The 25,792-nt window shown below is 42.0% G+C and carries 21 protein-coding genes; 10 read left to right on the plus strand and 11 right to left on the minus strand.

Features of this window, described 5'->3' with window-relative positions:
- Positions 1–17 precede the first annotated feature (17 nt).
- Positions 18–1,301, minus strand: coding sequence for a carbohydrate porin (locus FTT99_RS14590; protein ID WP_180130280.1), 1,284 nt, complete (start codon positions 1,299–1,301; stop codon positions 18–20).
- A 389-nt stretch (positions 1,302–1,690) separates the two neighbouring features.
- Here FTT99_RS14590 and mutM point away from each other — a divergent pair, with 389 nt between their 5' ends.
- From mutM to FTT99_RS14605, 3 genes are all read left to right on the plus strand, one after another.
- On the plus strand, positions 1,691–2,545 hold the full coding sequence (mutM, locus tag FTT99_RS14595; protein ID WP_180130278.1) for a bifunctional DNA-formamidopyrimidine glycosylase/DNA-(apurinic or apyrimidinic site) lyase: 855 nt from the start codon (positions 1,691–1,693) through the stop codon (positions 2,543–2,545).
- Positions 2,542–2,820 (plus strand): peptidylprolyl isomerase, encoded by a 279-nt coding sequence (locus tag FTT99_RS14600; RefSeq protein WP_078192338.1) that lies wholly within the window; start codon positions 2,542–2,544, stop codon positions 2,818–2,820. Before mutM ends, FTT99_RS14600 begins: the two co-directional genes overlap by 4 nt.
- A gap of 197 nt (positions 2,821–3,017) precedes the next feature.
- Positions 3,018–3,392, plus strand: coding sequence for a hypothetical protein (locus FTT99_RS14605; protein WP_005007840.1), 375 nt, complete (start codon positions 3,018–3,020; stop codon positions 3,390–3,392).
- A 38-nt stretch (positions 3,393–3,430) separates the two neighbouring features.
- Here the strand turns inward: FTT99_RS14605 and mscL are convergent, their stop codons facing one another.
- Positions 3,431–3,862, minus strand: a complete 432-nt coding sequence (mscL, locus tag FTT99_RS14610; RefSeq protein WP_078192339.1) for a large conductance mechanosensitive channel protein MscL — start codon at positions 3,860–3,862, stop codon at positions 3,431–3,433.
- Positions 3,863–4,152: 290 nt separating this feature from the next.
- Complete coding sequence (gene typA / locus FTT99_RS14615) at positions 4,153–5,988, minus strand: translational GTPase TypA (RefSeq protein WP_078192340.1); 1,836 nt, start codon at positions 5,986–5,988, stop codon at positions 4,153–4,155.
- A 173-nt stretch (positions 5,989–6,161) separates the two neighbouring features.
- Here typA and FTT99_RS14620 point away from each other — a divergent pair, with 173 nt between their 5' ends.
- The 3 genes from FTT99_RS14620 (at position 6,162) to FTT99_RS14630 (ending at position 10,096) form a co-directional block, all read left to right on the plus strand.
- Positions 6,162–7,532: a uracil-xanthine permease family protein gene (locus FTT99_RS14620; protein WP_180161623.1), complete on the plus strand. Its 1,371-nt coding sequence runs from the start codon at positions 6,162–6,164 to the stop codon at positions 7,530–7,532.
- 66 nt (positions 7,533–7,598) lie between these two features.
- Positions 7,599–8,633: a methyltransferase gene (locus tag FTT99_RS14625; protein WP_180130276.1), complete on the plus strand. Its 1,035-nt coding sequence runs from the start codon at positions 7,599–7,601 to the stop codon at positions 8,631–8,633.
- The gene (locus tag FTT99_RS14630) at positions 8,633–10,096 is read left to right on the plus strand and encodes an amino acid permease (protein WP_180021403.1); all 1,464 of its coding nucleotides are present in this window, start codon (positions 8,633–8,635) and stop codon (positions 10,094–10,096) included. Before FTT99_RS14625 ends, FTT99_RS14630 begins: the two co-directional genes overlap by 1 nt.
- Positions 10,097–10,339: 243 nt before the next feature.
- On the opposite strand, the gene ligA is transcribed toward FTT99_RS14630, so the two are convergent.
- From ligA to FTT99_RS14655, 5 genes are all read right to left on the minus strand, one after another.
- On the minus strand, positions 10,340–12,373 hold the full coding sequence (gene ligA, locus FTT99_RS14635) for an NAD-dependent DNA ligase LigA (protein WP_180130274.1): 2,034 nt from the start codon (positions 12,371–12,373) through the stop codon (positions 10,340–10,342).
- 98 nt (positions 12,374–12,471) lie between these two features.
- The gene (locus FTT99_RS14640) at positions 12,472–13,515 is read right to left on the minus strand and encodes a cell division protein ZipA C-terminal FtsZ-binding domain-containing protein (protein WP_180130272.1); all 1,044 of its coding nucleotides are present in this window, start codon (positions 13,513–13,515) and stop codon (positions 12,472–12,474) included.
- 1 nt (position 13,516) lies between these two features.
- Positions 13,517–16,966: a chromosome segregation protein SMC gene (gene smc, locus FTT99_RS14645; RefSeq protein ID WP_180130270.1), complete on the minus strand. Its 3,450-nt coding sequence runs from the start codon at positions 16,964–16,966 to the stop codon at positions 13,517–13,519.
- Positions 16,967–16,976: 10 nt separating this feature from the next.
- Positions 16,977–17,672: a GntR family transcriptional regulator gene (locus tag FTT99_RS14650; RefSeq protein WP_180094405.1), complete on the minus strand. Its 696-nt coding sequence runs from the start codon at positions 17,670–17,672 to the stop codon at positions 16,977–16,979.
- Positions 17,673–17,819: 147 nt separating this feature from the next.
- The gene (locus FTT99_RS14655) at positions 17,820–18,632 is read right to left on the minus strand and encodes a sulfite exporter TauE/SafE family protein (RefSeq protein WP_180078265.1); all 813 of its coding nucleotides are present in this window, start codon (positions 18,630–18,632) and stop codon (positions 17,820–17,822) included.
- Between the two features lie 29 nt (positions 18,633–18,661).
- Here FTT99_RS14655 and FTT99_RS14660 point away from each other — a divergent pair, with 29 nt between their 5' ends.
- Both FTT99_RS14660 and FTT99_RS14665 read left to right on the plus strand, forming a co-directional pair.
- Positions 18,662–19,417 (plus strand): biotin--[acetyl-CoA-carboxylase] ligase, encoded by a 756-nt coding sequence (locus FTT99_RS14660; RefSeq protein ID WP_180078267.1) that lies wholly within the window; start codon positions 18,662–18,664, stop codon positions 19,415–19,417.
- A 22-nt stretch (positions 19,418–19,439) separates the two neighbouring features.
- Complete coding sequence (locus FTT99_RS14665; protein ID WP_180078268.1) at positions 19,440–20,171, plus strand: type III pantothenate kinase; 732 nt, start codon at positions 19,440–19,442, stop codon at positions 20,169–20,171.
- A 1-nt stretch (position 20,172) separates the two neighbouring features.
- Here FTT99_RS14665 and FTT99_RS14670 read toward each other — a convergent pair whose 3' ends face one another.
- Together FTT99_RS14670 and ffh are read right to left on the minus strand one after the other, a co-directional pair.
- A complete protein-coding gene (locus FTT99_RS14670) occupies positions 20,173–20,739 on the minus strand; it encodes an alpha/beta hydrolase (RefSeq protein ID WP_180078270.1) in 567 nt (188 codons plus the stop codon).
- 920 nt (positions 20,740–21,659) lie between these two features.
- Positions 21,660–23,063 carry a signal recognition particle protein gene (gene ffh / locus FTT99_RS14675; protein ID WP_078191163.1) on the minus strand — a complete coding sequence of 468 codons (1,404 nt, stop codon included), beginning with the start codon at positions 23,061–23,063 and terminating at the stop codon, positions 21,660–21,662.
- A gap of 138 nt (positions 23,064–23,201) precedes the next feature.
- Between ffh and FTT99_RS14680 the strand changes: the two genes are divergently transcribed.
- Positions 23,202–24,011: an inner membrane protein YpjD gene (locus tag FTT99_RS14680; RefSeq protein ID WP_078191164.1), complete on the plus strand. Its 810-nt coding sequence runs from the start codon at positions 23,202–23,204 to the stop codon at positions 24,009–24,011.
- A 133-nt stretch (positions 24,012–24,144) separates the two neighbouring features.
- Here FTT99_RS14680 and FTT99_RS14685 read toward each other — a convergent pair whose 3' ends face one another.
- Complete coding sequence (locus tag FTT99_RS14685; protein ID WP_067761877.1) at positions 24,145–24,354, minus strand: cold-shock protein; 210 nt, start codon at positions 24,352–24,354, stop codon at positions 24,145–24,147.
- A gap of 449 nt (positions 24,355–24,803) precedes the next feature.
- On the opposite strand from FTT99_RS14685, the gene FTT99_RS14690 reads away from it, so the two are divergent.
- A complete protein-coding gene (locus FTT99_RS14690) occupies positions 24,804–25,736 on the plus strand; it encodes a tRNA-dihydrouridine synthase (protein WP_180103085.1) in 933 nt (310 codons plus the stop codon).
- The last annotated feature ends 56 nt before the right edge of the window (positions 25,737–25,792 follow it).

The raw sequence follows: 25,792 nt of genomic DNA on the forward strand, positions 1-25,792 counted from the left end.
GAGCACCTATTTTAACATTAGAAGATTACCTTAGAGCTTAAACCAATTAGGAAAGCATCATCAACCCGATTTGTTGAGCCTGGGTTAATCACATATTGTAAACTTGGACGAATCATCAACCATTTCGTAGGGTTATGGCTATAGTTCAACTCGACATTATATTCTGCACTTGCATCAAATTTCTCAGCAGAAAGTCGATCATTGACATGCACACGGTTCACGCCCAAGCCAACCATATCGTTTGGTAAACGATCGGCCAATCCAATGTATTTCAAACCCAGCTGCTGTGAGTTATCAACTTTTGTGGTGACACGATCATGCCAAGTAAAATTGGCAAAGCTATGCAAACCACGTTTGCCTTCACCTGTAGACGTTAACTGTTGCTCAATCGCAATCCAACCACCAAAGGTACGATCTTCAGGGCTTACCCCTTTTCCATCGACCTTTCCTTTAGCAATATCAAATTGGTTTTCAGCATTATCTGCCGTGTTATACATACCACCGATACGGTAGCTACCAGGCAAACCATTTACAGCTTGTTTAGGTGTCCAAATCAATTCGACAGGAATACTTACACCATCAGCATTGTCGGTGTCCAAACTCCAACCTTGTCCTTCAGCTTTACCATTACCATTATCAGGATTGAATTCGTATACACCGACTTGTGCAGCAAGTTCTGGCGTTGCTTGATATTTAACACGACCACCCCATTGTGCTACAGGTGTGTTCATCCAAATTGTGCCTTGCCATTTACCCATTTGCGCTGCACAAAATGCGGTGCTGGCAAAGTCACATGCCATCACGTTAAAGTCCATACCTAGACCTAAACGACCTGCTTTTACACTAATGCCTTGTTCTTTGAAATTCTTTTCAATCGAAAGCTCGGTTAAGCGGCTGTCTTGGTTACCACGGCCAAAATTGGCTTGTGCATTTGCCAATTGAGGAACATTCCCTTGCAAATCACGAACTGAGGTACTTTGACCTTGACGAGCAGTCATTACAGCACGCACAGTCACGCCATCCCAACCTGCAAGTTTTTCCATATCAAGCTGTGTACCTAACCACAATTGGCTGGCTACCGTTGCTGAATGTCCCGGATTACGACCGCCATCGGCAAGATAGGCAGCATCAGCAGCAATATTGGCCTCAAACTTCACACCTTGTTGTGCAAGTTCGGTACGTTTACCATCCCAATCCCCGAGCATGTACTGACCTTTAGTGTCGAATGCTTCTGCGGCGTGAACATGTGTCATGGCTGCTGCAACAAATGCAGGTAGAAGAGCTAGACTGTATTTTTTCATGGTAAAACCTAAATCTGGAGAGAGTCTCTAGACAAGCCACAAGGCTTGAAATCTAATGTCACAAAAATTACATAATTTTTCACGTTCTATCTCAGCATTATTTTTATCATTCACAAAACTTTAATTTATCAATAAGTGATTTTAAATAAATCTATTGTTATACAATATTTTTAGTGATTATTTTTCAATATCTTATATATCTATTAATTCAATTGTTTAACTTCTGATCGCTTATTCAAACTCATTATTGTGACTTGTTGGTTTATTATTCTCACAATTAATAATCAATAACCTATTCATACACTCCCTTAGGCCGCGATGAAACTTGCATTCTGTAGGGCTAGACCCAATAGTATGCATAACTTGAATGATCCATTGCTTCGACCTTTATGCCTGAATTACCAGAAGTAGAAACCACTAAAACCAGTTTATTGCCATTATTGAATGAAAAGGTTCTCAAAGTTGAGGTTTTTCAGTCGAGCCTGCGTTGGCCTATTCCTGACGACATTCAAAAACTCGTCGGTCAAAAGCTGCTTCAACTCAGCCGTCGATCAAAATATATTTTGGCTGAATTTGAACAGGACAGCATGTTGTGGCATTTGGGCATGTCTGGCAGTTTTCGGATTTGTGAAGGTGATGAAGCATTACGAAAGCATGATCATCTGGTGATTCATTTTGAAGATATGCAATTGCGCTATCACGATCCACGCCGTTTTGGCTGTATTTTATGGTTAGATGTATCGTCTCAAAGCAAACTGATTGACACGCTTGGCCCTGAACCGCTGAGTGATGACTTTAATGCTGAATACTTATTCCAAAAATTTAAAAATAAGCAGACCAGTATCAAAGTATCGATCATGGACAATCATATTGTGGTTGGTGTCGGCAATATCTATGCAACGGAAAGCTTATTTAACTTAGGCATACATCCTGCGCAGCCTGCATCAAGTTTGAGTTTTGAACAAGTTGAAAAAATGGTCATCGAAATCAAACGTATTTTAAAACAGGCAATTGATTTAGGCGGTTCGACGTTACGTGATTACACCAATGCGATGGGCGAAAATGGTTATTTCCAACAAACTCTGCTCGCCTACGGACGTGCCGGTGAAATGTGCATCAACTGTGAAACCATCTTGCAAAATATCAAACTAGGGCAACGTGCATCGGTGTTTTGCCCAGAGTGTCAGCCTTTAAAAAAGGTTAAAATGCTGACTAAGAAAACCGTGAAAGGAAATAAAGCATGAAGTCTGCGATTGTTCGCCACATATTAGTCAAAGATAAAGAACTATGTGAGCAACTGAAAAAGAAAATCAAAGGCGGTGCGGACTTTGCCAAAATTGCAAAGCAGCATTCGACATGCCCTTCGGGTAAAAAAGGCGGTGAGCTTGGCGACATTAAAAAAGGCCAACTGGTTGGTCCAATTGATAAGGCGGTATTTACCCTACCCGAACGTGAACTGCATGGTCCGATCAAAAGCCAATTTGGCTGGCATTTATTAGAAATTAAGTTTCGGATGTAACATAGCACCCACATTGAACATGCTATAACGAGTATATCGCGAATATGTGCTTTTCATCTTAAAGCACATAATCCCAGTATTTTTTTCAATCGTTCAGAACATTGGCTGGCGGTTTTCAATCATATAATATAAATCATAGCAACCAGATAACATTGCACTAAATCAATTCTACTTAATAATAAATAAAGGACATTCCATTGGGCTATTACAACTATTTTCGTCTTGGCACTGTCGATACAACAGATTTTACAATCATTCGAGGTGAACGAAAGCATGCACTTATCCAAGCATTATATGATGATCAAGATATGAACCCTCATGGTGAAGTCCAGTTGGCACTAGATTTAGATGGGAATCGTAACGATGAATCAAAATGGTATGATGCGATACAGCAAATTAGCAAATTATCCAAAAATCACCCTTTAGTCTTATTTATATTAGGTCAACAAGCCTGCGCACCCGAATCACCTGAAGAAGCAAATGAAGTATTTACAGGCATTCGAAATGGCATTGTTTTTTCGACATCAGAACCTAAGTTTATGAAAATGACGCCTCAACAAAATTCACAATAAAAAACGGCGCTTTAAGCGCCGTTTTCACTGCTAAAGGATTAACCTTTACGTTTTAATTCATCACGAATTTCACGAAGTAATTCGATATCTTCTGGAGTCGCCTCTGGAGCTGGCTCTTCAACTTTTTGACGGCGCAATTTGTTCATCAATTTCACTAACCAGAATACGACCCATGCCAAAAGCAAGAAGTTGATTAAGATGGTTAGGAAGTTACCGTAAGCCAAAACATTAAGGCCTGCATCCTGTGCTGCTTTTAGCGTGGTTAAATTGTTTGGGTTATCGCCCAATACTAAGAACCAATTTGAATAATCAACGTCACCACCAAGGATCCAAGAAATAAAAGGCATGATAATGTCTTTTACCATTGAATCGATGATTTTACCGAAAGCACCACCAATGATGACACCTACAGCCAAGTCCATCACGTTGCCTTTTACGGCAAATTCTCTAAATTCTTGAATAATACTCATGTGATCTCCAGAAATTTTTTCAGCTTTAATTTTGTGACGAAGTATACATTATATCTGTATAACTATTTCCACCTAATTTACTTGGTTTATATTAGATTCTAAATACCATGTATAAAAATTCACACAAAACATTTTTGATTTTGGTAATACATTCTATTAAAAAGGATTTATCAAAATTATGCATGTCGAATTAAATGAATAAAGTCATTCAATTTTTGCATTTTTATTCAAAACACCCATGCATAAAAAAACCGCTAACCTAAGTCAGCGGTTTTTTTGAAACTGTAAAATTAAACGTTACGGTTACGTTTACGTTCGTTTTCAGTCAACCAGCGTTTACGGATACGGATTGACTTAGGCGTTACTTCAACTAATTCGTCGTCTTCAATAAATTCAAGCGCTTGTTCAAGCGTAAATTCAATGTGCGGAACGAGAGTCAACGCATCATCAGTACCAGAAGCACGTACGTTAGTTAGCTGTTTCGCTTTAGTTGGGTTAACAGTCATGTCGTCTGAACGCGAGTTAATACCAACGATCATACCTTCATAAACTTCTAACTGAGGTTTAGCGAATAGACGGCCACGGTCTTGTAAGCTGAATAGTGCATAGCCCAAGCAAGTACCTTGAACCATAGAAATCAACACACCGTTTTGACGTTTCGCAACAGTACCTTGTTTCATTGGACCGTAGTGCGAGAAGCTTGAAGTCATAATACCTGTACCTGAAGTCATAGTTAAGAATTCAGAACGGAAACCAATCAAACCACGTGAAGGAACTGTTGCTTCAATACGGATACGGCCTTTACCGTCAACTTCCATATTGGTCATTTCACCTTTACGGTGACCCATTTGTTCCATTACAGCGCCTTGGTGCTGCTCTTCAACGTCAAACGTTACGTTTTCGTATGGCTCTTGTTTTTCACCATCAATTTCTTTGATGATTACTTGTGGACGTGATACGCCCATTTCGAAGCCTTCACGACGCATGTTTTCAATAAGAACTGAAAGGTGAAGCTCACCACGACCAGATACTTTGAAACGGTCAGGACTGTCAGTATCTTCAACACGTAATGCTACGTTGTGAATCAATTCGCGATCTAGACGTTCACGGATATTACGTGAAGTTACGAATTTACCTTCTTTACCAGCAAACGGTGAGTTGTTTACTTGGAAAGTCATCGATACTGTAGGTTCGTCTACAGAAAGTGCAGGTAAAGCTTCAACTGCTTTTGGATCACAGATTGTGTCAGAGATATGAAGTTCATCAATACCCGTTACACAAACAATGTCACCAGCAGAAGCTGATTCAACATCGATACGCTCTAAACCATGGTAACCCATGATTTTTAAGATACGACCGTTACGTGTTTTACCGTCTTTGTCGATTACAGTTACAGGAGTGTTTAATTTCACTGAACCACGTTGAATACGACCAACACCGATAACACCTACGAAGCTGTTATAGTCAAGTGAAGACACTTGCATTTGGAATGGACCGTCAACGTCAACCGCTGGTGGTTCAACGATGTCTACAATTGTTTCGAACAATGGAGTCATGTCTTCTGCAAGTTCTTCTGGAGATGGACCAGCCACACCACGAAGACCTGAAGCATATACAACTGGGAAGTCTAACTGTTCGTCAGAACCACCAAGGTTGTCGAACAAATCGAATACTTGGTCAATTACCCAGTCTGGACGAGCGTTTGGCTTGTCGACTTTGTTAATAATTACGATTGGTTTCAAACCACGTGCGAACGCTTTTTGCGTTACAAAACGAGTTTGTGGCATTGGGCCTTCTTGAGAGTCAACAAGAAGAAGTACGCAGTCAACCATTGACATTACACGTTCTACTTCACCACCGAAGTCGGCGTGTCCCGGGGTATCCACGATATTGATACGGTATTCAGTGTTAGTACGCTTGTCTAACCATTTGATTGCAGTGTTTTTTGCAAGAATGGTAATACCACGTTCACTTTCAATAGCGCCAGAATCCATTACACGTTCGATCTCGCCTGCGCGATCGCCAAGAGCACCTGATTGCTGTAAAAGTTTGTCTACAAGAGTAGTTTTACCATGGTCGACGTGCGCGATGATGGCAATGTTACGGAGAGTTTTAATATCTGACATGTGAATTCGATACGCCTAAAGTTTGAGGGCAAATTATACAGAAAAAATATAGATTTTAGTAGTGACAGTTTATTGACAATCGCATTTTTTTTGACGACTGGTACGCTTTTGGTTTTGTAAAGCTGTGTAAACAGATTAGAATAGCGCCACCTAGCCTTAATTTTCAGTGCCGCATGTCTGATTTAAACCAATCTCCCGAAGCAAAAGATCAACTCGATTTAGTCTATGGATTGAATGATCGACCAAAACCTTTTATTGCTTTTCTCGCTGCGTTCCAACATTTATTGGCCATTATTGTCCCAATTGTGACGCCGGGTCTGCTGATCTGTTTGGCACTTGGTGTGTCAAAAGAAGACACCAATATGATTCTGTCGATGTCATTGGTGATCTCTGGTATCGCAACCTTTTTACAATGTAAAAAAGTCGGTCCATTTGGTGCAGGTCTCCTGATTGTACAAGGAACCAGCTTTAACTTTATTGGTCCTATTATCGGTATTGGTTCTGCAATGGTTGCGGCAGGTACACCAGTAGAAGCAGTGATGGCATCTATCTTTGGTGTGGTGATCGCAGGTTCATTCATTGAAATGGGTGTGTCACGGATCTTACCTTGGGTGAAAAAACTGATTACCCCATTGGTAACAGGTATTGTGGTGCTATTGATTGGTCTGACTTTAATTAAAGAAGGCCTGATCAGTATGGGTGGTGGTTATCAAGCCATGGGCGATAAAACATTTGCCAATGCAGACAACCTCATCATGTCATGTACCGTTTTGGTACTGATCATTTTATTGAACCGTGTGCGTATTACATGGGTAAAAAGTTCTGCCATCCTAATTGCCTTAGTCGTGGGTTACATCCTTGCAGGCTTTATGGGTCATTTAAACTTTGATGGTTTAAAAGATGCGCCACTGGTTCAAATTCCAACACCGATGCACTTTGGCTTAAGCTTCTCGTGGAGCTTGTTTATTCCAATGGCATTTATCTACCTTGTGACATCTTTAGAAGCGATTGGCGATATTACCGCGACTTCTAAGCTTTCAAATCAAGCTGTAGATGGCCCTGAATGGATGAAGCGTATTAAAGGTGGTGTATTGGTGAATGGTGCAAACTCATTCCTTGCCGGTATCTTTAATACGTTCCCAAGTTCTGTATTTGCGCAAAACAACGGTGTTATTCAGTTAACAGGTGTTGCAAGCCGCTATGTAGGCATTTGGATTGCTGCCCTATTGGTTATTTTAGGCCTACTTCCTGCTGTAGCAGGTGTCATTCAGGCAGTTCCACAAGCCGTGCTTGGTGGTGCTGTGATGGTGATGTTCGGTGCTGTGGCTGCCTCTGGTATTAATATTTTGTCAGGCATTCATTTAGACCGCCGCGCACTATTAATCATTGCGATTTCATTGGCATTGGGTCTAGGTGTTGCACAAGTACCACAAATCCTTGAACATCTTCCTGAATTGTTCCGTAATATCTTCAGTTCAGGCGTTGCCACTGGTGGTATCGCTGCCCTTATTTTGAATATTGTTCTTCCTGAAGTGAAGAAGTAAGTTCATTTGTCAAAGAACACTGCCTAGGTTCCGCCCTAGGCAGTGTTTTTTATGATGGAGAAATCTATGGATCTCACAAGTGAAGTCGTTATACGACAGATCGATTTATTACAAGATCGCGTGCTTTTCGTAAATGCACCGACAGATGACTTACTCAGTCAATTGAATGACAATATTAAGCCATCGATTTGGTGCTGGAATTTTAATGATTTTCAGTACTTTCAAAATCAACAGTCAAACGTCCATTTTGGTGTCGATTTTCCTGAAGGTCAGTTTGATCAAGCGGTTATTTTTGTTCCAAAATCAAAAGAACTGCTAAATTATTTATTACACAATGTCGCAAGTCATCTTGCTCAAGGTGCGTCTATTTTCCTCGTGGGTGAGAAAAAAGGCGGTGTTGAACGTGCTGCAAAACAATTACAGCCCTTTGGTAAAACCCTAAAAATTGATAGTGCGCGTCACTGTCAAATGTGGCAAACCCTATTGGAAAAAACTGTCGCACTGAAGCCATTGCAAGATTGGGTGCAAAAATATCCAGTTGAAACCCCAAATGGTGAGCTTACGATTTGCGCACTGCCAGGTGTATTTAGCCAGAACCGTTTAGATGTGGGTACGGCTACATTATTGCCTTATTTATCACAGGTGACTTCTGGCAAAATTGCAGATTTTGGCTGTGGTGCGGGTGTTATCAGTGCTTATTTAGCCAAACTGAATCCTAAAAATCGTATCTTTGCCATGGATGTAGATGCCTTTGCACTAGCGTCTACACAAATGACATTTGAACAAAATTTGCTTGAACCTGAACAACTTGAGATTAAAGCGGTCACAGGAATCGAGGATGCTCCATTATTTTTACATGCCATAGTCAGCAATCCACCCTTCCATCAAGGGATTCAAACCGACTACAATGCCAGTGAAAATCTATGCAAAACTTCGCGCAGACATTTGAAGTCTGGGGGCGAACTTTGGATTGTAGCCAACCGATTCCTCAATTATCCGACTTTAATTGAGCAGCATTATGGTCAATGTACAATCAAAGCCGACCAACAAGGATTTAAAGTCTTGTTTGCGAGCACGCAAAAAAATCTTAAGGAACAATGATGAGCGAAACTCAAAAACCAGCTCAGCTTCAACGTAAGTTGGGTGCTCGCCATCTCAACATGATTGCAATTGGTGGTTCAATTGGTACAGGTTTATTTCTTGCCTCTGGAGCAACCATTGCCAATGCAGGCCCGGGTGGCGCCCTGCTTGCATACTGCTTAATTGGTATCATGATTTACTTCTTGATGACCAGTCTAGGTGAGCTTGCAACACATAACCCAACTTCGGGTGCATTCTTTACCTACGGCACAAAGTATGTCGAGGGTGGTTTCGGCTTCGCTTTGGGTTGGAACTATTGGTATAACTGGGCAATTACCGTTGCATTTGAATTGGTTGCTGTCCAATTCATTATGAAATTCTGGTTTCCAGATATTCCGGGCTTCTACTGGAGTGCGATTTTCCTCGCAATCGTCTTTGCCATTAATGCACTGACCGTAAAAGGCTTCGGTGAATCCGAATTCTTCTTCTCGCTTGTTAAAGTGCTCGCAATTGTTGCCTTTATCATTATCGGCCTGTTTATGATTGGCAAAATCATGCTGACACCGGGCGTAGAGACATTTGCCAACTGGACCAAGGGTGAAGCCCCATTTGTCGGCGGTTTATCTGCCTTGATAGGTGTGGCCATGATTGCCGGTTTCTCTTTCCAAGGGACTGAAATGGTTGGTGTGGCTGCAGGTGAATCGAAAGATCCTGAAAAGACCATTCCTATTGCTATCAAGCAAATTTTCTGGCGTATCTTGTTGTTTTATATTGTGTGTATTTTCATTATCGGCACTCTCATTGCCTATGATGACCCACGTTTATTACAAGCAGCATCTACTGAAAATATTGCACTATCACCATTTACCTTACTGTATGAAAAAGCAGGTTTTGCTTTTGCTGCATCGGTGATGAATGCTGTGATCTTGACTGCGATTTTATCAGCGGGTAACTCTGGTATGTACTCCTCTACTCGTATGCTGTTTGATATGGCACGTAAAGGCAGTGCGCCGAAAGTCTTTGGTCGCTTAGATGCACGTGGTGTACCGATGAATGCGCTTTATGCAACAACGGCGATTGCGGCACTGTGCTTCTTAACCACATTTATCGGTGAACAAGCGGTCTTTAATTGGTTACTGAACATGTCAGGTATGTGTGGCTTTATTGTGTGGCTCGGTATTGCAGTTTCACATTATCGCTTCCGTAAAGGCTACTTGGCTCAAGGCAATAAATTGGAAGATCTTGCTTACCGTGCAAAATTCTTCCCATTTGCACCTTGGTTTGCCTTTATTTTGTGTGCCATCGTGGTCCTTGGTCAGAACTATCAAGCCGTTTTAGATGGTGAGTGGTTAGCCGTTGTTTCTACCTATATTGGTATTTTCTTATTCCTTGCCATTTGGTTTGGTTATAAGTGGAAACACAAAACCAAGTTAGTTTCATATCAAGAAATGGATGTAAAACCGATGAAAGTTGATCAAGAATAATGTGATCACTGAATAAAAAGAGCAGCATAAGAGCTGCTTTTTTTATGGCTAAAATTGTATCTCAATACATTCACGCTTTAGCAAAATATTTCGTGAGTAATGTTGAGGAATACTGTCTGATCTATCACCAACAACTGATACGCTCACTCAATCATGTTAAGCACCGAAAATAAAAACGCCCAATGCAATGCATCAGGCGTTTGTTCAAAAGTAACTACGTTTTCAGGTTAAATTTTTCAATACTTAAGAAGCATTTTGCTGTTGTACAAAGGAAATAAACTCCTCTTCACTCATCACAGGTACACCCAACTTTTCAGCCTTTTCTAATTTAGAACCAGCCTTTTCACCTGCAACTACACATTTGGTTTTACCCGAAACACTACCACTGACACGTGCGCCTAAGGCTTGAAGGATTTGCGTCGCTTCATCACGCCCCATGGTACTCAATGTTCCAGTAATCACCCAACTCTCGCCATTCAGCGGCTGACGACTTGGTGCAACAGGTGCATCCCAATGAATCCCAGCTGCCAACAAACGATCAACCACTTCGAGGTTATGCGGCGCTTGGAAAAAGTCGACAATCCATTCAGCGGTAATATCACCAACGTCTGGCGTTTTTTTCAAGGATTCGAGATCTGCATGACGAATCGCATCAAAAGTTTGGAAGGTATTGGCGAGCATGCGTGCCGTGGTTTCACCCACGCCTCGAATGCCAAGTGCATAAATAAATGCGCCTAGTGTCGTTTTCTTACTATTTTCAATAGAATCGATGAGGTTTTGAACCGACTTCTCGCCCATTTTTTCAATAGTCAGTAATTTTTCACGATGCGCATGCAAGCTATAAATATCAGCAACATCTTTGAGCAGATCCAAATGTAAAAGTGATTCCGCCCAACGGTCGCCTAAGCCCTCAATGTCCATAGCTTTACGCGATACAAAGTGACGAATCGCCTCAATACGCTGTGCAGCACAGTACAAACCACCTGAACAACGTGCCAAGGCTTCACCTTCGGGCATCACCACTGGAGATGAGCAGACTGGGCAATATGCAGGTAACTGAACTTCTACCGTATCTACAGGACGGAATTCAGGCCATACTTTTTCCACTTTTGGAATCACATCGCCACTACGGTAGACACTGACTGTATCACCCACACGGACATCTAAACGGTGAATTTCGCCAATATTATGTAGAGTGACATTGGAAACCGTTACGCCACCGACTGCAACAGGATTTAAACGTGCGACTGGAGTTAAAGTCCCTGTACGCCCCACTTGCCAATCAATATTTTCAATCGTCGTCAGCGCTGCGACTGCAGGGAATTTATATGCCGTTGCCCAGCGTGGCTCACGGCTTAAAAAACCTAAAGTTTGCTGCTGTTTCAAACTATTCACTTTAATCACCATGCCATCAATTTCAACACTCAGGCTTGGTCGATCAATGATCATTTGCTCATACGCAGCTTGTACGTCCTGAATGCTGTCACATATAAAGTGACGTTCACCGACAGCAAAACCAAACTGTGTCAGCCATTCTAAGCTAGCAGACATGGTGGTTTGACCATGATGTGGTTCGCACTGTGCAATGCCATAGGCATAAAAAGCCAAAGGACGCGAAGCCGCAATTGCAGGGTCGAGTTGACGTAAGCTTCCTGCTGCTGCATTTCGTGGATTGGCAAAGGTTTTTTCACCTTTGGCTTCGTTTTCAGCATTAAGCTTTTCAAAGCCTGATTTTGGCATCAGAACTTCACCACGGACTTCAAGCAGACTTGGAATTTCAGTCTGTGTAGAAGTCAGTACTTTAGGTAAATTACGAATGGTTTTTACATTTTGGGTAATGTCTTCCCCAGTTTCACCATCACCCCGTGTCACACCACGGACTAAAATACCATTTTCATACCAAAGAGAAATCGCCAGTCCATCAAATTTTAATTCGACATCATATTCAATTTTTTGATTCGGCAAGCGCTCTTCCGCACGACGCGCAAAGGCAAATAAATCTTCTGCATTAAACACATTACCCAATGACAACATGGGTACTGCATGGGTTACAGATTCAAACTTAGACAAGGCCTTTCCACCCACTTTTGTAGTTGGTGTATCAGGTTGTACTAAATCAGGGTATTGCTCTTCTAAAGCTTTTAATTGGTGAAAAAGTTGATCATATTCACTGTCCTCAATTTCTGGCGTGTCCATGACATAGTAGGCATGGTTATGCTTCGCCAAGAGTTGAATCAGTTGTCGCATCTGTGCAACGACAGTGGATTGTTGTGTCATACATTCACCATAAAAAAGGGCGGTTCATGCTCCGCCCTCAAATTTCATTATCTGTTGCTATTATAGAAACCCACTCGGTGAGTTTCAATCAAAGACGCTTAGACTTCGATAGCTTGACCTTGACGATAATCAATCGCTTGATGACGCCAATGTTCACGCATCTGCGGTGTAAATTCTTGGTTATTTTGATCATACACAGTACCGTCAATTTCACGGGCAATTAGACGTGAAATGCTATCCATGGTATCAAAGGCATTTTGTACATCGCTGTGTGGCAGCGCTAAGAAGAAAGCCAAACCTTTTACTTCTTCAGTCGATAAAGTTTCAAGATCAAAACCTTGCGCAGCGCCATCATTATTCATTTGCAATACAGAGAATAATAACTTTGTACCTTCTTCATCATAGCGATGGAAACAGGCCATTTCGCCAAAACGCAGGCCGTATTTGAGTAACACTTTTAATGCTTTTTCCCCCGACAAGGCACGGCTATCCGGGAACACATTTAAGGCGATATAAGTTTCCGCAGTCGCTAAAGCACTTTCTTCATCAACAATTTTTTGTTCATGTAAATGCGCATCCAAAATACTGCTTTCTTCATCAAAATCGCTAATTTCAGCTTTTTCAATTGCGCTATTTACACTAAATTCTGGCGCTTTTTCTGCAGGGACAACTTCAGCCTGAACATCCGTCGCGGGAGTCGTTGTTTCATTGGCTAAATCTGCTACAGATTTATCTGTCGTAGATTCAGTGGCTTCTGTAGACAAGGTACTGTCTTCTGTCGCAGTTTGAGCGTTTTCAACTGAAATAGGATCCGTCGTAGTCGTCTCAGTCTTTGCCGTCGTCTCAGCGCTCTGCTCAGCTGCCGTTGCTTCTTGCGTTACATTCGCTTGAACAGTTTCAGTCACTTCAACCGCTGTGACTTTTTCCTCAGCCAAAGTCGGCTCAACACGTTGCGTGGTTTCAGATGTATTTAACTGATTTCGTACATGGCGCGGAATAACAGGTTGCTGACTATCAGGATCAATATGTAATTCGGTGTCAAGTGATGGCGCTGCATCTGCAGGTTTACGAAACATCATTCGAATACCCACAACCATGATAATTACAGCGATTACAATCCCAGCTATAGTGGTGATTTCCATGTTATGCCTCCGCAGCTAAACCGTATTCTTTGGCTTGCTCTATATTCACAGTCACTAATTTTGAAGTTCCTGGTTCTGGCATGGTCACACCAAGTAAGTCAGTTGCCATTGTCATAGCCAGTTTATTGTGTGTAATGTAGATAAATTGCACTTGTTCTGAAAGCTCTTTTACAAGATTACAAAATCTTCCTACATTTGCATCGTCTAAAGGTGCATCGACTTCGTCTAAAACGCAAAATGGTGCAGGATTTAGGCGGAAAATCGCAAAAACCAAAGCCAATGCGGTCAGTGCCTTTTCACCACCTGACAATAATGCCAAAGAGCTGTTTCGTTTACCCGGTGGTCGTGCCATCAGTTTTACACCCGATTGCCAACCATCTTCAAGGCTTAAGCTTGCTTCACCACCATTAAATACTTTCGGAAATAACGCTTGAAGTTCTGTATTGACCTTATCAAAAGTGGTCATAAACAGCTTCCGCGTTTCCTGATCAATGCTTTTCATCGCAGCTTGCAGTTGTTCAACGGTCTTTTGCAAGTCATCAATTTGGTGGCTTAAATCATCAAAGCGTTTAGAAACTTCAATATATTCTTCTGCCGCAGCCAAGTTGACTGCACCCAATTTATCAAACTGCTGCTGTGCTTTTTCTAGTTTTTGCTGATGGGATACCACATCAATGCTTAAGCCCGTCAGCATTTCGCTGTTCATTTCTTTCAGCTGTTCAGAATAATGCTGTAAATCAGACTGCGCGGATTGCCAAGCCAGACGCTTTTCTTCCAATTGCGTACGCAATTTTTCATCTTGCTGTTGATGTGAATGGCGTTGTTCGGTCAATGTCTGTTGTTTGCTCTGAACATTATTGAGTTCAAGCTGCCAGCCATTCCAGGTTTTTTGTAAACGTTCAGTGACTTGAGCCTGTTCAGAATACTGTGACTCAAGCGCAGGCAATTCTAACTGTACCGGATCGACAAATTTCTTTGCCTGCTCCATCTGTCCAAGAATTTGCTGAGTTTGCGCTTTTAAAAAGACCGTGTCTTTTTCTAATAATTCAATCTGTTGTTTCGTCTGTACAGACTGACGACGCACGATTTCCAATTCTTGCTGACTGTGTAATGCCACTTGCTGAGCACTTTCCAGCGCTAGACTCAATTCCTCAACTTGGAATTGCAAGGTCTTATAATTGGGCAAAGCTTGCTCAAGCTTCATCGTCAGCGCATGCAGATCTATTTCTAAATCGTCTTTTTGCATGGCATCTTCTTCAAGCTGTGCTTCAAGTTGCTGTAATTGATCTTCTAACTGCTGCTTTTGTAATGCAAAAGCCTGATTGGAACTTTGTACCTTCGCAATGGCAACATCAGCATTTTGAATGTCTTTTTGCCAATTTTTTAATTGGCTATGTTGCTGTTGCAGATTTTGCTGTAAAGCTTGTACGGCATTTTGCAACTCAGGCAATTGGCCTTCTAGTTGCGTTAGCTTTGGCTGCTGCTCTGCAAGTAATTCAGTCAATTCACCTAAACGAATACGGTGGCTCAATGCACCTTGCCCTGCTTGGCTGTCCTCATCATAATCTAGACCAATCACCCAATCTGCACCGACATGATAACCATCGAGCGTGAGTATCGACTGACCAGCAGCCAGTTTAGCCTGATGACTCAATGCCATCGGCAATGTTTCGGCAATTGCGACTTGCTGCCAGATTGAAAGCTGTGGTGCTTCAATCCACGTCGCCAAAGCATCTAATCCAACGATTTGTGCTGCGGTGTGGTGACTGCCTTTGACCTGACGTGCAACACTGTCTTGAAAATTATCACTGTGTCCCAAGACTTGGGCACTCAGCCATTTAGACAAAAATTTCTCGACCAGTTGTGCATGCTGTTTACCTTGTGTGCTCAACTGCAACTGCTGCATTAAATGTTGACGCTGGCTTTGCTGCTTTGGACTAGCTTTAATCATTAATTGATTTAGGTTTTTCTGCTCTGACAACAGCACCTGTATTTCTGACTTTAGCTGCAGCACCATATTTTTATGCTGTGCCTGCTGTTCTTGTGCAGCTGCAAGCAGTGTTTGCGTTTCGGCAATCACCTGCTCTTGTTGCGTAATTTGTTGTTCGAGCTGTTGCTTATCTTGCTGATACTGCTCCAACTCATCTTGCTGCGCCTGATGCTGAATTTGACCTCTTTGCTGTTGCAGGATCTCACGTTGTTGCTCAATTCGACCAATATTTTTGGTCAATTGTTCACTCTGCGCCAACATCTGTAGCTTTTGCTGTTGCTGCTTTTCGACTTGCCCACGGCATTGTTCAAATTGTTGAACCGCTTGTTGATGCTGAGCTTTCAAATCAGCTAATTGTTGAGTCTGATCTTGACTACTGCTTTCTTGGCGCTGTAATTGCTCAACAAATCCATCTTGCTGTTCTTGCAGCGTTTCCAGTTGTAACTCTAATAGCTGTAAACGTTCTTTGGTTTGAGCTTTTTGCTTTTCAAGCTCCACCAAACTTGCCGAATTTTGTGCAAATAAACCCTGCTTTTGCTCCAGCGTCATTTTCAACTCAGACAGTTTCTTTTCCGCCTGTTGCCATTCACTTTGTAATGGCGTGGACTGCTGAATAAGCCGTTGAAATAAAGCATTAGTGGAAGATAAGTCATGCTCTAGAGTATTTAGCTCAGAACGCACCAGTTTGAAGGTTTCCCCGAGCTCATTCATCTGAAGCGTGTATTCTTGCTGTAAACGCGTACTTTGCTCACATTGGAAAGACAACACTTCGATCTTAAAAGTACGAATTTGGGTTTCTAATTCTTTGTATTGCACCGCCGTTTCAGACTGACGTTTTAAGGTTTTCAGCTGAGACTTCAGTTCTGATGCAATGTCTTCGAGACGTTCTAAATTTTGAGTGGTGTGTTCTAGATGCTGTAAAGTTTCACGACGACGAGCTTGATAGCGAGAAACCCCTGCGGCTTCTTCAATATACACACGCATTTCTTCAGGTTTGGCATCGACCAAACGGTTGATCATGCCCTGTTCAATAATCGCATACGAACGTGGACCTAAACCGGTGCCTAAGAAAATATCGGTAATATCACGACGGCGGCATTTAGTGCCATTGAGGAAATATTCGGATTTACCATCACGATTGACCTGACGACGAACTGCAAGCTCAGTATAGGCATTATAAGCGCCACCTAGCTTGCCATAGGTATTATCAAAACGCAGTTCAACACTCGCCATCCCGACTGGTTTACGCTTTGCCGTTCCGGTAAAAATAACATCTTGCATGGTGCCACCACGCAATTGACGGGCACTGGACTCCCCCATAACCCAGCGAATGGCATCAATCACATTGGATTTACCACAGCCGTTCGGTCCAACAACCGCACTACGGTTGCCTTCAAATTTTAGAGTTGTGCTATCGGCAAAAGATTTGAAGCCGGAAAGTTTTAAACTGCTTAAACGCATAATGTCCTGATCAGCGGCGTGAACGTCTCGCCCACGCTAATTCGATTTGTTTCATCCGTGTTAGTGATTCCAACACAAGGTTGCGTAAGTGTCGACAAAAATCTTCCATAAATAAAGTGGCTTGATGTGATTTTCTGATTAAAACTGCATCAGTCACCAATTTAAACAAATCAAAAGATTCTTGGAGTTCACGTCGTGAAATATTCAGTGTCAGAAAATAACTGCGTCTGAGTGATGGCAACAATTCTTGGTAATAACGCATCAGGTAGGTATTTCCCACCATTTCATGCTGACGAGCCATGCCCTGAAAAATCAGATCATAAAACTTTTCGGTATTGCCTTGGCGAGTTTCTACATCTAATTGTTCAAGTAATAACTGAATACGCTCAGCTTCATGGCTGCGCCACGTTTCCGCCATACGATGCACAATTTGGCCCAACAATAATGCTGCAATATCAAATAATGAGCGCACTTGTAAAGCCGACATTTCAGAGACTAAGGCGCCACGTCGCGGGTAGATTTCAATGAGTTGGGTCCGTTCTAAAATCAATAAAGCTTCACGAACAGAGCCACGACTCACATCCAATTCGGCCGCAACTCTAAGTTCCTGAATACGCTCGCCTTCGACCAACTCACCGCGAATAATTTGTTCACCGATGTGTTTGGCAATTTGTTCTGACAAACTGTCCGCTTCTTGTTGTTGCATACTGTTCCTATCTTTTTTTTATAAGATGCAATGTTCAGATTTACACTCAATCTATTTGCATTAGAAACGATAAGCAACCTAATTGAACATGACATTGTCTGACAATCTTGTGTCAATAAAGCCAATTTTGTCAGTCAAAACGGACAATCAAGCGCCAAAGGCTTGCACACCTTGGTAAATAAAATAGCAGCCGACTGTTGTTAATAAACATGCAAAACAACGCTTTAGCATAAATGGCGACAACATATGAGCCACTTTCGCACCCAATTTCGCAGTGATGAAGCTCATTACACTAATCCCGATAAATGCATAAATATGGATATAACCAATGGTATTGGGAACCTCGATATCGGCATGATGACCAAACCACATAAAGCCAAGGGCCCCTGCAATCGCAATCGGTAAACCACATGCAGCAGATGTCGCGACCGCTTTTTGCATAATGACGCCGTTTTTATTCAAATACGGGACGGTTAAGCTACCTCCACCAATACCGAAGATCGCAGAAGCAATCCCAATACCACCGCCTGCTGCCATTTGCATGGCTTGTGAGGGTAAATGTTTATTCGGATCGACTGGTGTCGCTGCACCGCGAAACATTTTAAAGGCCACCCAGACCGCAAAAAAGCCAATTAACAGTTGCAAACCCTGCCCTGATAAATAATCTGCAATGCCTGCACCGAGAAATGAACCAATCACCAAACCCGGTGCCAAATTCCGAAAGACATTCCACAGTACTGCACCTTTTTTATGATGAGCCGAAACCGAACTGAGTGAGGTCACAATAATCGTGGCCAAAGAGGTGCCCACCGCCATGTGCATAATCACACTGGGGTCATACTGAAGTTGGGTAAAGACGATGAATAAAATCGGCACAATAATCAGGCCACCGCCAACACCAAATAGCCCCGCAGCAAAACCAGCGATTGCACCAATCAGTAAATATATGATTAACTCCATCAATATTATTCCACAACTCTCAGATTCAAATGGATTTAGAGACCAGACACTTACAGCAATTGCTGAGCACAGTACCTCAACCGCCTGAAGTTTTATTACTGAAGCCCATTACTACATCGACCAATGACGATGTCCATGAGATTGCCAAAAAAGGCATCCAACATGTATTGGTATGCAGTGAACAACAGACTCAAGGCCGTGGGCAACGCGATCATCAATGGGTCTCACCCGTTGGTAATATCTATTTAAGCACATTGCTGAATTTACAGACAGCGATAGATGGACGGCTTGCACTCGAAATTGCCTTAAATATCTTGCAAATGCCAAGTTTGCAAAATCTCGCATTACAAGTGAAATGGCCCAATGACCTATATAGCCCACAAGGCAAATGGGGCGGGATTTTGATTGAACCAATTTCGCCACATCAAGCGATTGTCGGCGTGGGCATGAACTTATTTCCGATTCCATCCACAGGAATTGAGCAACGCGCAACGTCGTTATATGAACTCGGACTTCACTCGCCAAACCGTTTACAGTTAATCGCTGAACTCTATGCAGCGATTCAACTTGCAGGTGAATGGTTCGATCATAACTGCTATAACCTCGCTGCAAGATTCAACCATTATGCTGCATTTATGCAACAGCCTGTTGAGCTTGAACACCTACAAGGCAAAAGCCAAGGTCTCTTTCTCGGTATTGAAAATGATGGTTCGATCAACATCCAAACTTCGCAGCGCTTAGAAAATCATTTCCAAGGTCGCTTACGTTTAGCAGATCAATCATAAACAGGATTGCAAAGGCCTACTGATGAAAAAATTATGGCTCGATGTCGGTAATACTCGGCTGAAATACTGGATTACTGAACACGATCAAATCATAGAACATGCTGCGGAACTGCATTTACAGTCGCCTGCCGAACTCCTACTCGGTTTAATCCAGCACTTTAAAAGTTTGAACTTAGATCAGGTGGGTATATCTTCGGTACTCGACAAGAAAAATAATGATCGGATTCAAAAAATTCTTAAATTTTTAGCTGTTCCTGTCACCATTGCGAAAGTTCATGCCGAATATGCGGGCTTGCGCTGTGCCTATGAAGATACCAGTAAATTCGGGATCGACCGTTGGCTGCAAATGCTCGCAGTGGTCAAAGACCCTACTCAAAAATATTGTGTCATTAGCTGTGGAACAGCACTCACCATTGACTTAACGGATGGATTACAACATTTAGGTGGCTATATTTTGCCAAATTTATATTTACAACGTGATTCGCTCATCCAAAACACCAAAGGCATTAAAATTCCAGATGCCATCTTTGACGAGTTGTCTCCTGGTAAAAATACCATCGACGCTGTTCATCATGGCATATTGCTCAGTTTGGTCAGCACCATTGAAAAGGTGCTTGAGAAATATCCCAGTCGCTTAATTTTAACTGGGGGCGATGCTGCGCTATTTGCCAAATACCTGCAGCGCTTTACGCCTGAAGTCCATAATGATCTGCTTTTAAAAGGCCTGCAAAGCTATATTGGCCAACAACCGTAGATTAAGCCCGGATCAAATACGGCTCCACAGCATCCCAGACTTCGGGCAATTCGGTACAGCCTTCAGAGTCAATAAAATGCCCCTGATGACGCGCTTCAATCACCTGTGCATCTAGGCTTTTTGCCTGAGCCAAGCTGAATTCGGGTTGCACTCGCTCATCGCCTTTTGAATAGATCACTACCCGATGCTCAACCTGCTGTTTTAGCAAGTCAAAATCTATTTTAGCTGCATCAATAAAAGGATTCACCTGCTCTAGACGTCCCAAGCGGCCATTAAAACCGGCCGCAAGCACAAGAGCTTTTATGTTCTGATGCTGCAGTTTTTGCGACAGATAATGCAGTGCAGCGATACATCCCAAACTATGGGCAATTAATATAGAGTTTTCATTTAATGCGTCAATCTGTGCATCCATTTGCTTCATCCACACATTTAAGACGGGTGTTTTGGATGGATCAAGCCGAAGCACCTTGAGGCTGACGCCCGCTTTTTTTGCCTTTTGCGCGATCCACGGAAACCAATTCTCTTCAGGGCTCGCGGTATAGCCATGCACCACAATTACTTGCGCCATTTCATGCTCCATTCCTCTTTTTGAATTCAGTCTGAAATAAAAATTAGAGATTGAGGGTAAACAATTGTGAATTTTTGCAAAACTTGACTATTTGCTAGAACACTTTCATGAGCTGATTCAAAATATCCAGCAATTCTGGAAACATTATGAAGCCGTAAAAGTCCTGTATTTTCCCTTCAGTGTTCTACCTTTGGATCACTATTGATAACTTCAGCGTGAACGGCGGCGGAACAAAAGGATCATCACTGGACAGCATGCGCACGGCCAATGGCAAATGCTGATGCAGCATATGACGGTTCAATTTGCATTTTAAAATAAAGCTGCCTAATTCAGAAAAAAATTAAAGGAATACACAAATCCAGAAATAAAAATGCCCGCTTAAATCTTGCCTTACCGCTGGCTGAAATGCGCTGTCAGACAACCCAAACTGTGCGCAATAACAATTTTATTTCATCGAGCTTAGACATTTGCAGGGAAATAAACTTCTAACAATGGTCAAAATCTGGTTGTACTGCATTTGCCATATTAATGCGCCAAGAATAATGTCCTACCCCTTGCTGCTTTTGTCTCAATAAGGAAACTAATACTCATTAGGGGAAGCCTGATGAGCATGAATCAGATAGATGTTTTGGCTCTCTGGCGTATGAGGTGTATTCATTATTTGATGCTTATTTTGGGTAAAGCTTTCAATTTGCAGTTAGGCAAACTTTCACCTCTGTTTTAGACCTGTCATCTACACGGTCTCAATGTCAATTTCGCATGTTTTTGTAATGATTTAGCTCAATTGGTATTTATCAGTTCATATACAAATTCCTTCATCCAGTGCTTACTTATAATTCTCGTAGCAATTTTTTGAATGCGGTCTTATCAAATTTTAGCCATAAAAAAAGGCGCTGAATGCGCCTTTTTTTATGTCCAAATTACTTCGGATCTTTGCTGCCGAACAATGGTCCCATGCCACCGCCACCAAATTGCTTTTGCATGTTACCTAATGATTTCATCATTTTTGCCATACCTGTTGGGTTGGCAAATTTCTTCATCATTTTCGCCATTTGCGCATGTTGCTTGATGAGTTTATTCACTTCTGCAACATCCATACCACAGCCTGCTGCAATACGTTTTTTACGGCTTGGATTCATCAAGTCTGGGTTACGACGTTCTTTAATGGTCATCGATTGAATAATCGCTTCCATTTTTTTCACTTGCTTTTCAGGATTTGCTTGTGCAATTGCATCTTGAATCCCTGAGTTGCTCATGCCTGGAAGTTTATCCAGGAAGCCCATCATGCCGCCCATTTTGTTCATTTGTTCAAACTGCATCAGCATATCTTCAAAGTTGAAGCTACCGCCTTTTTGCAGTTTTTTCGCCATTTTTTCGGCTTTTTCTTTGTCGATTTTACGTTCAACTTCTTCGACCAAAGAAAGTACGTCACCCATACCCAAAATACGCTGTGCGATACGTTCAGGATGGAATGGCTCTAGGGCATCGAGTTTTTCACCCATACCCAAGAATTTAATCGGCTTGCCAGTAATAGCACGAACAGAAAGTGCCGCACCACCACGTGCATCACCATCCGTTTTTGTCAGGATCACACCCGTCAACGGCAAGGCATCATTAAAGGCTTTTGCAGTATTCGCCGCATCCTGACCAGTCATGGCATCAACCACGAACAATGTTTCAGTTGGCTTAATTGCTGCATGTAGCTCTTTAATTTCATCCATCATTTCGTCGTCTACATGTAAACGACCTGCTGTATCGACAATCAAGACATCAGCAAATTGAATTTTTGCTTGCTCAATCGCACGATTTGCGATGGTAATCGGTTTTTCGTCCGCGCTTGATTCAAAGAAAATAGCGCCAACTTCACCTGCAACTGTTTGTAGCTGTTTAATCGCTGCTGGACGATAAACGTCGGCAGACACCATTGCTACTTTTTTCTTTTGACGTTCTTGTAAGAAACGTGCAAGTTTTGCCGCAGTAGTAGTTTTACCCGCACCTTGCAAACCTGCAAGAAGCACAACAACTGGTGGTTTTGCCGCTAGGTCTAGGCTTTCATTCGCCTCACCCATCATTTTGGTCAATTCGTCATGAACGATTTTGACGAAAGCCTGCCCCGGTGATAACTGAGTCATCACTTCTTGGCCCAATGCTTCTTCCTTAACTTTCGCGATGAATTCACGAGTTACAGGTAACGCAACATCGGCTTCAAGAAGTGCCATACGTACTTCGCGTAACGTATCTTTAATATTGTCTTCGGTTAGCTGCCCTGAGCCAGTAACATTTCTTAAACTCTGCGTGAGTCGTTCTGTTAAGGTATCAAACATTGCAAAATCCGCTTAAAATAGCCATGAGCAAAAAATTGTTTCTTAAAATAGAAAATTTATGCATAGAATGCTATAGGATACTTTAGTTCTTGCAGAATTTATATAAATGAATATTCAACATCCTGAAAAAGGTTTGACATGATCAGTCTCCCCTTGGTTTACACGATCCTAGCATTAATCGCTTATACCACGTCTTTTTGGTATTTATTCAGCCATTTAATGTCTAAACGTGCGCCGAACCATTGGTTTATTGGTGTTGTACTTGGTTTAGGCATGTTATTGCATGCAGGTGTTTTATATAACGACATGTTGACACCTATGGGTGTCAACTATGACGTGTTCAACCTGATGTCTTTTACTTCAGGTCTCATGCTATTACTCAGTGTATTATTTAGTACCTATCGGCCTGTGCTTGCGATGAACCTGTTGGGCATTCCTGTGGCAGCGACGGGATTGATTTTGGGCTTTGCATTTAGTCGACAAAATCAATTTATAGAACAACATTCACTGGGTTTAGACATCCATATTATTTTGTCACTTTCCGCATATGCCGTCCTGCTGATGGCAACAATTCAAGCGGTTATTTTGCGTTTACAAGACCGTGAACTAAAAAACAAGCAGAAAAAACGTGTATGGGTGAGCCTGCTTCCATCCTTCCAAGCCATGGAATCTTTGCTATTTGATTTATTGATTGCTGGATTTGCACTACTGACCGTGGCGCTTGGGTTTGGTTTCTTCACCATCGATAACTTCTTTGCACAGCATTTGGCGCATAAAACTGCCTTTAGCATCATTTCATGGTTCGTCTATGGTGCTTTGCTCATTGGACACTATCGATTTGGCTGGCGTGGTCAAAAAGCTATTCGCTTTACCATTATTGGTTTTTGTCTCTTGGCAGTCGGCTTTATTGGATCTAAGTTTATTTTAGAAATGGTTTTGGGCCGCTAAGTCGACGATGAAACGATTTTAAGTTTTATTAAGAAGGGAGCTACGGCTCTCTTTTTTATATCTTGATTATTCACATAAAAACAACAGGCATAAAAAAAGCGCTATACAGCGCTTTTTTTTCATTACGTCTAAATTATAGAGCAACGATGTTTACAGCATTCGGGCCTTTTTGACCTTGAGCGATGCTGAAAGAAACCTTTTGGCCTTCTTGCAAAGTTTTGAAGCCAGAACCAGTGATTTCGCTGAAGTGAGCAAAAACGTCAGGACCGTTGTCTTGTGCAATAAAACCGAAACCTTTAGTTTCGTTGAACCATTTAACTGTACCAGTAACTGTATTAGACATAATAATACCTATTAATTTGTTGATTTAGCCATTGGATGATGACTGACTATAACTTGGAAAATAATAAAGAATTGAACTTCATTTCTGTAAAAAACGAAGGATTATGACTAACACTGCGATACTTAAAGAAAATTTACGAAACAATACTTTTTTTCTAGTTGCAGCCATCATACATGAAATCTTAAAAGATTCAAGCACAGTATATGTTGTTGATTCCATTAAAAAACAACAGTACAAGCCATCTTCTTATTATTACTATCCATATGTATTTACTCATTTTATTGTTAAAGTTTTATGTCAGTCAATACTTTACGACTTTGGTCCTAATTTCACCAAATAGTTACATAAAATCTTGTCATTTCGTGTTCCGCGTCACCATAAGCACAAAACCTAGACATCCCTTTCAAAACCACGTATAACTCCGTTTTTCAATTTTTGGCTGTGTGACCGTGAAACTTGTTCTTGCGCCGATGGAAGGCTTAACCGACCCAATTATGCGAGATGTGTTGACGCATGTGGGGAGTTTTGACTGGTGTGTAACCGAGTTTATCCGTGTCACGGACTCTGTCCTGCCCGATCATATTTATCATAGCTATTGTCCTGAACTAAACAATGAAGGCAAAACTGCAGCAGGAACACCGGTTCATGTACAGTTCTTAGGTAACAATCCCATTATGCTCGCGGCAAATGCTGTACGCGCGGTAGAACTTGGTGCCCCTGCGATTGATATGAACTTTGGTTGCCCTGCAAAAACCGTCAACCGCCACCGTGGTGGTTCAGTTCTGCTAGATGAGCCTGAAGTGGTGTATGAGTTAGTCAAAGCTGTGCGTGATGCTGTTCCGAGTCATATTCCTGTATCGGCAAAAATGCGTTTGGGCTATATGGACCGTAACTTCACTATGGAAAATGCGCATGCCATCGAAGATGCCGGAGCTGCATGGGTTACAGTCCATGCGCGGACTAAAGCCGATGGTTATACCCCGCCTGCCTTTTGGGATCAGTTGCAACCCATTCGTGAAGCATTGAAAATCAATGTGATTGCCAACGGTGAAATTTGGAATAATGCCGATGCCAAACAGTGCCAACTCGAATCCGGTTGTGAAGACCTAATGATTGGTCGTGCTGCGGTGACCACTCCTGACATTACACAGTGTATCCGTCGTAATACCGATGAACCGCTGATTACATGGCATGAACTACTTGGATTACAAATTCGTTTCTTAAATGGCTCGTATAAAAAAGAAATGAATATGGTCGGTCGTTATAAACAATGGCTCGGCATGATGTCGAAGCACTATCCAGAAGCCAAACTCCTTTGGGATGAAGTAAAACGTGTCAAACCACTTGATGAAATCGTGCAAAAACTCAAAGCCGGTATGTAAGTCTTAAAGCACATCGCCCAATATGAAAATGAAAAAGTGTGAAAACACCTATCTAA

Source organism: Acinetobacter sp. YH12040 (genome assembly GCF_013420005.1).
Classification (GTDB): Bacteria; Pseudomonadota; Gammaproteobacteria; order Pseudomonadales; family Moraxellaceae; genus Acinetobacter; species Acinetobacter amyesii.

Bases quoted from the DNA above. Each gene is read 5' to 3' on its own strand.
- FTT99_RS14600 (WP_078192338.1), top strand. From the start codon at position 2,542: ATGAAGTCTGCGATTGTTCGCCACATATTAGTCAAAGATAAAGAACTA.
- FTT99_RS14590 (WP_180130280.1), bottom strand. From the start codon at position 1,301: ATGAAAAAATACAGTCTAGCTCTTCTACCTGCATTTGTTGCAGCAGCC.
- mutM (WP_180130278.1), top strand. From the start codon at position 1,691: ATGCCTGAATTACCAGAAGTAGAAACCACTAAAACCAGTTTATTGCCA.
- ligA (WP_180130274.1), bottom strand. From the start codon at position 12,373: ATGACACAACAATCCACTGTCGTTGCACAGATGCGACAACTGATTCAA.
- FTT99_RS14640 (WP_180130272.1), bottom strand. From the start codon at position 13,515: ATGGAAATCACCACTATAGCTGGGATTGTAATCGCTGTAATTATCATG.
- FTT99_RS14670 (WP_180078270.1), bottom strand. From the start codon at position 20,739: ATGGCGCAAGTAATTGTGGTGCATGGCTATACCGCGAGCCCTGAAGAG.
- smc (WP_180130270.1), bottom strand. From the start codon at position 16,966: ATGCGTTTAAGCAGTTTAAAACTTTCCGGCTTCAAATCTTTTGCCGAT.
- FTT99_RS14680 (WP_078191164.1), top strand. From the start codon at position 23,202: ATGATCAGTCTCCCCTTGGTTTACACGATCCTAGCATTAATCGCTTAT.
- FTT99_RS14630 (WP_180021403.1), top strand. From the start codon at position 8,633: ATGAGCGAAACTCAAAAACCAGCTCAGCTTCAACGTAAGTTGGGTGCT.
- FTT99_RS14625 (WP_180130276.1), top strand. From the start codon at position 7,599: ATGGATCTCACAAGTGAAGTCGTTATACGACAGATCGATTTATTACAA.
- FTT99_RS14685 (WP_067761877.1), bottom strand. From the start codon at position 24,354: ATGTCTAATACAGTTACTGGTACAGTTAAATGGTTCAACGAAACTAAA.
- FTT99_RS14665 (WP_180078268.1), top strand. From the start codon at position 19,440: ATGAAAAAATTATGGCTCGATGTCGGTAATACTCGGCTGAAATACTGG.
- FTT99_RS14650 (WP_180094405.1), bottom strand. From the start codon at position 17,672: ATGCAACAACAAGAAGCGGACAGTTTGTCAGAACAAATTGCCAAACAC.
- FTT99_RS14620 (WP_180161623.1), top strand. From the start codon at position 6,162: ATGTCTGATTTAAACCAATCTCCCGAAGCAAAAGATCAACTCGATTTA.
- ffh (WP_078191163.1), bottom strand. From the start codon at position 23,063: ATGTTTGATACCTTAACAGAACGACTCACGCAGAGTTTAAGAAATGTT.
- FTT99_RS14660 (WP_180078267.1), top strand. From the start codon at position 18,662: ATGGATTTAGAGACCAGACACTTACAGCAATTGCTGAGCACAGTACCT.
- typA (WP_078192340.1), bottom strand. From the start codon at position 5,988: ATGTCAGATATTAAAACTCTCCGTAACATTGCCATCATCGCGCACGTC.
- mscL (WP_078192339.1), bottom strand. From the start codon at position 3,862: ATGAGTATTATTCAAGAATTTAGAGAATTTGCCGTAAAAGGCAACGTG.
- FTT99_RS14655 (WP_180078265.1), bottom strand. From the start codon at position 18,632: ATGGAGTTAATCATATATTTACTGATTGGTGCAATCGCTGGTTTTGCT.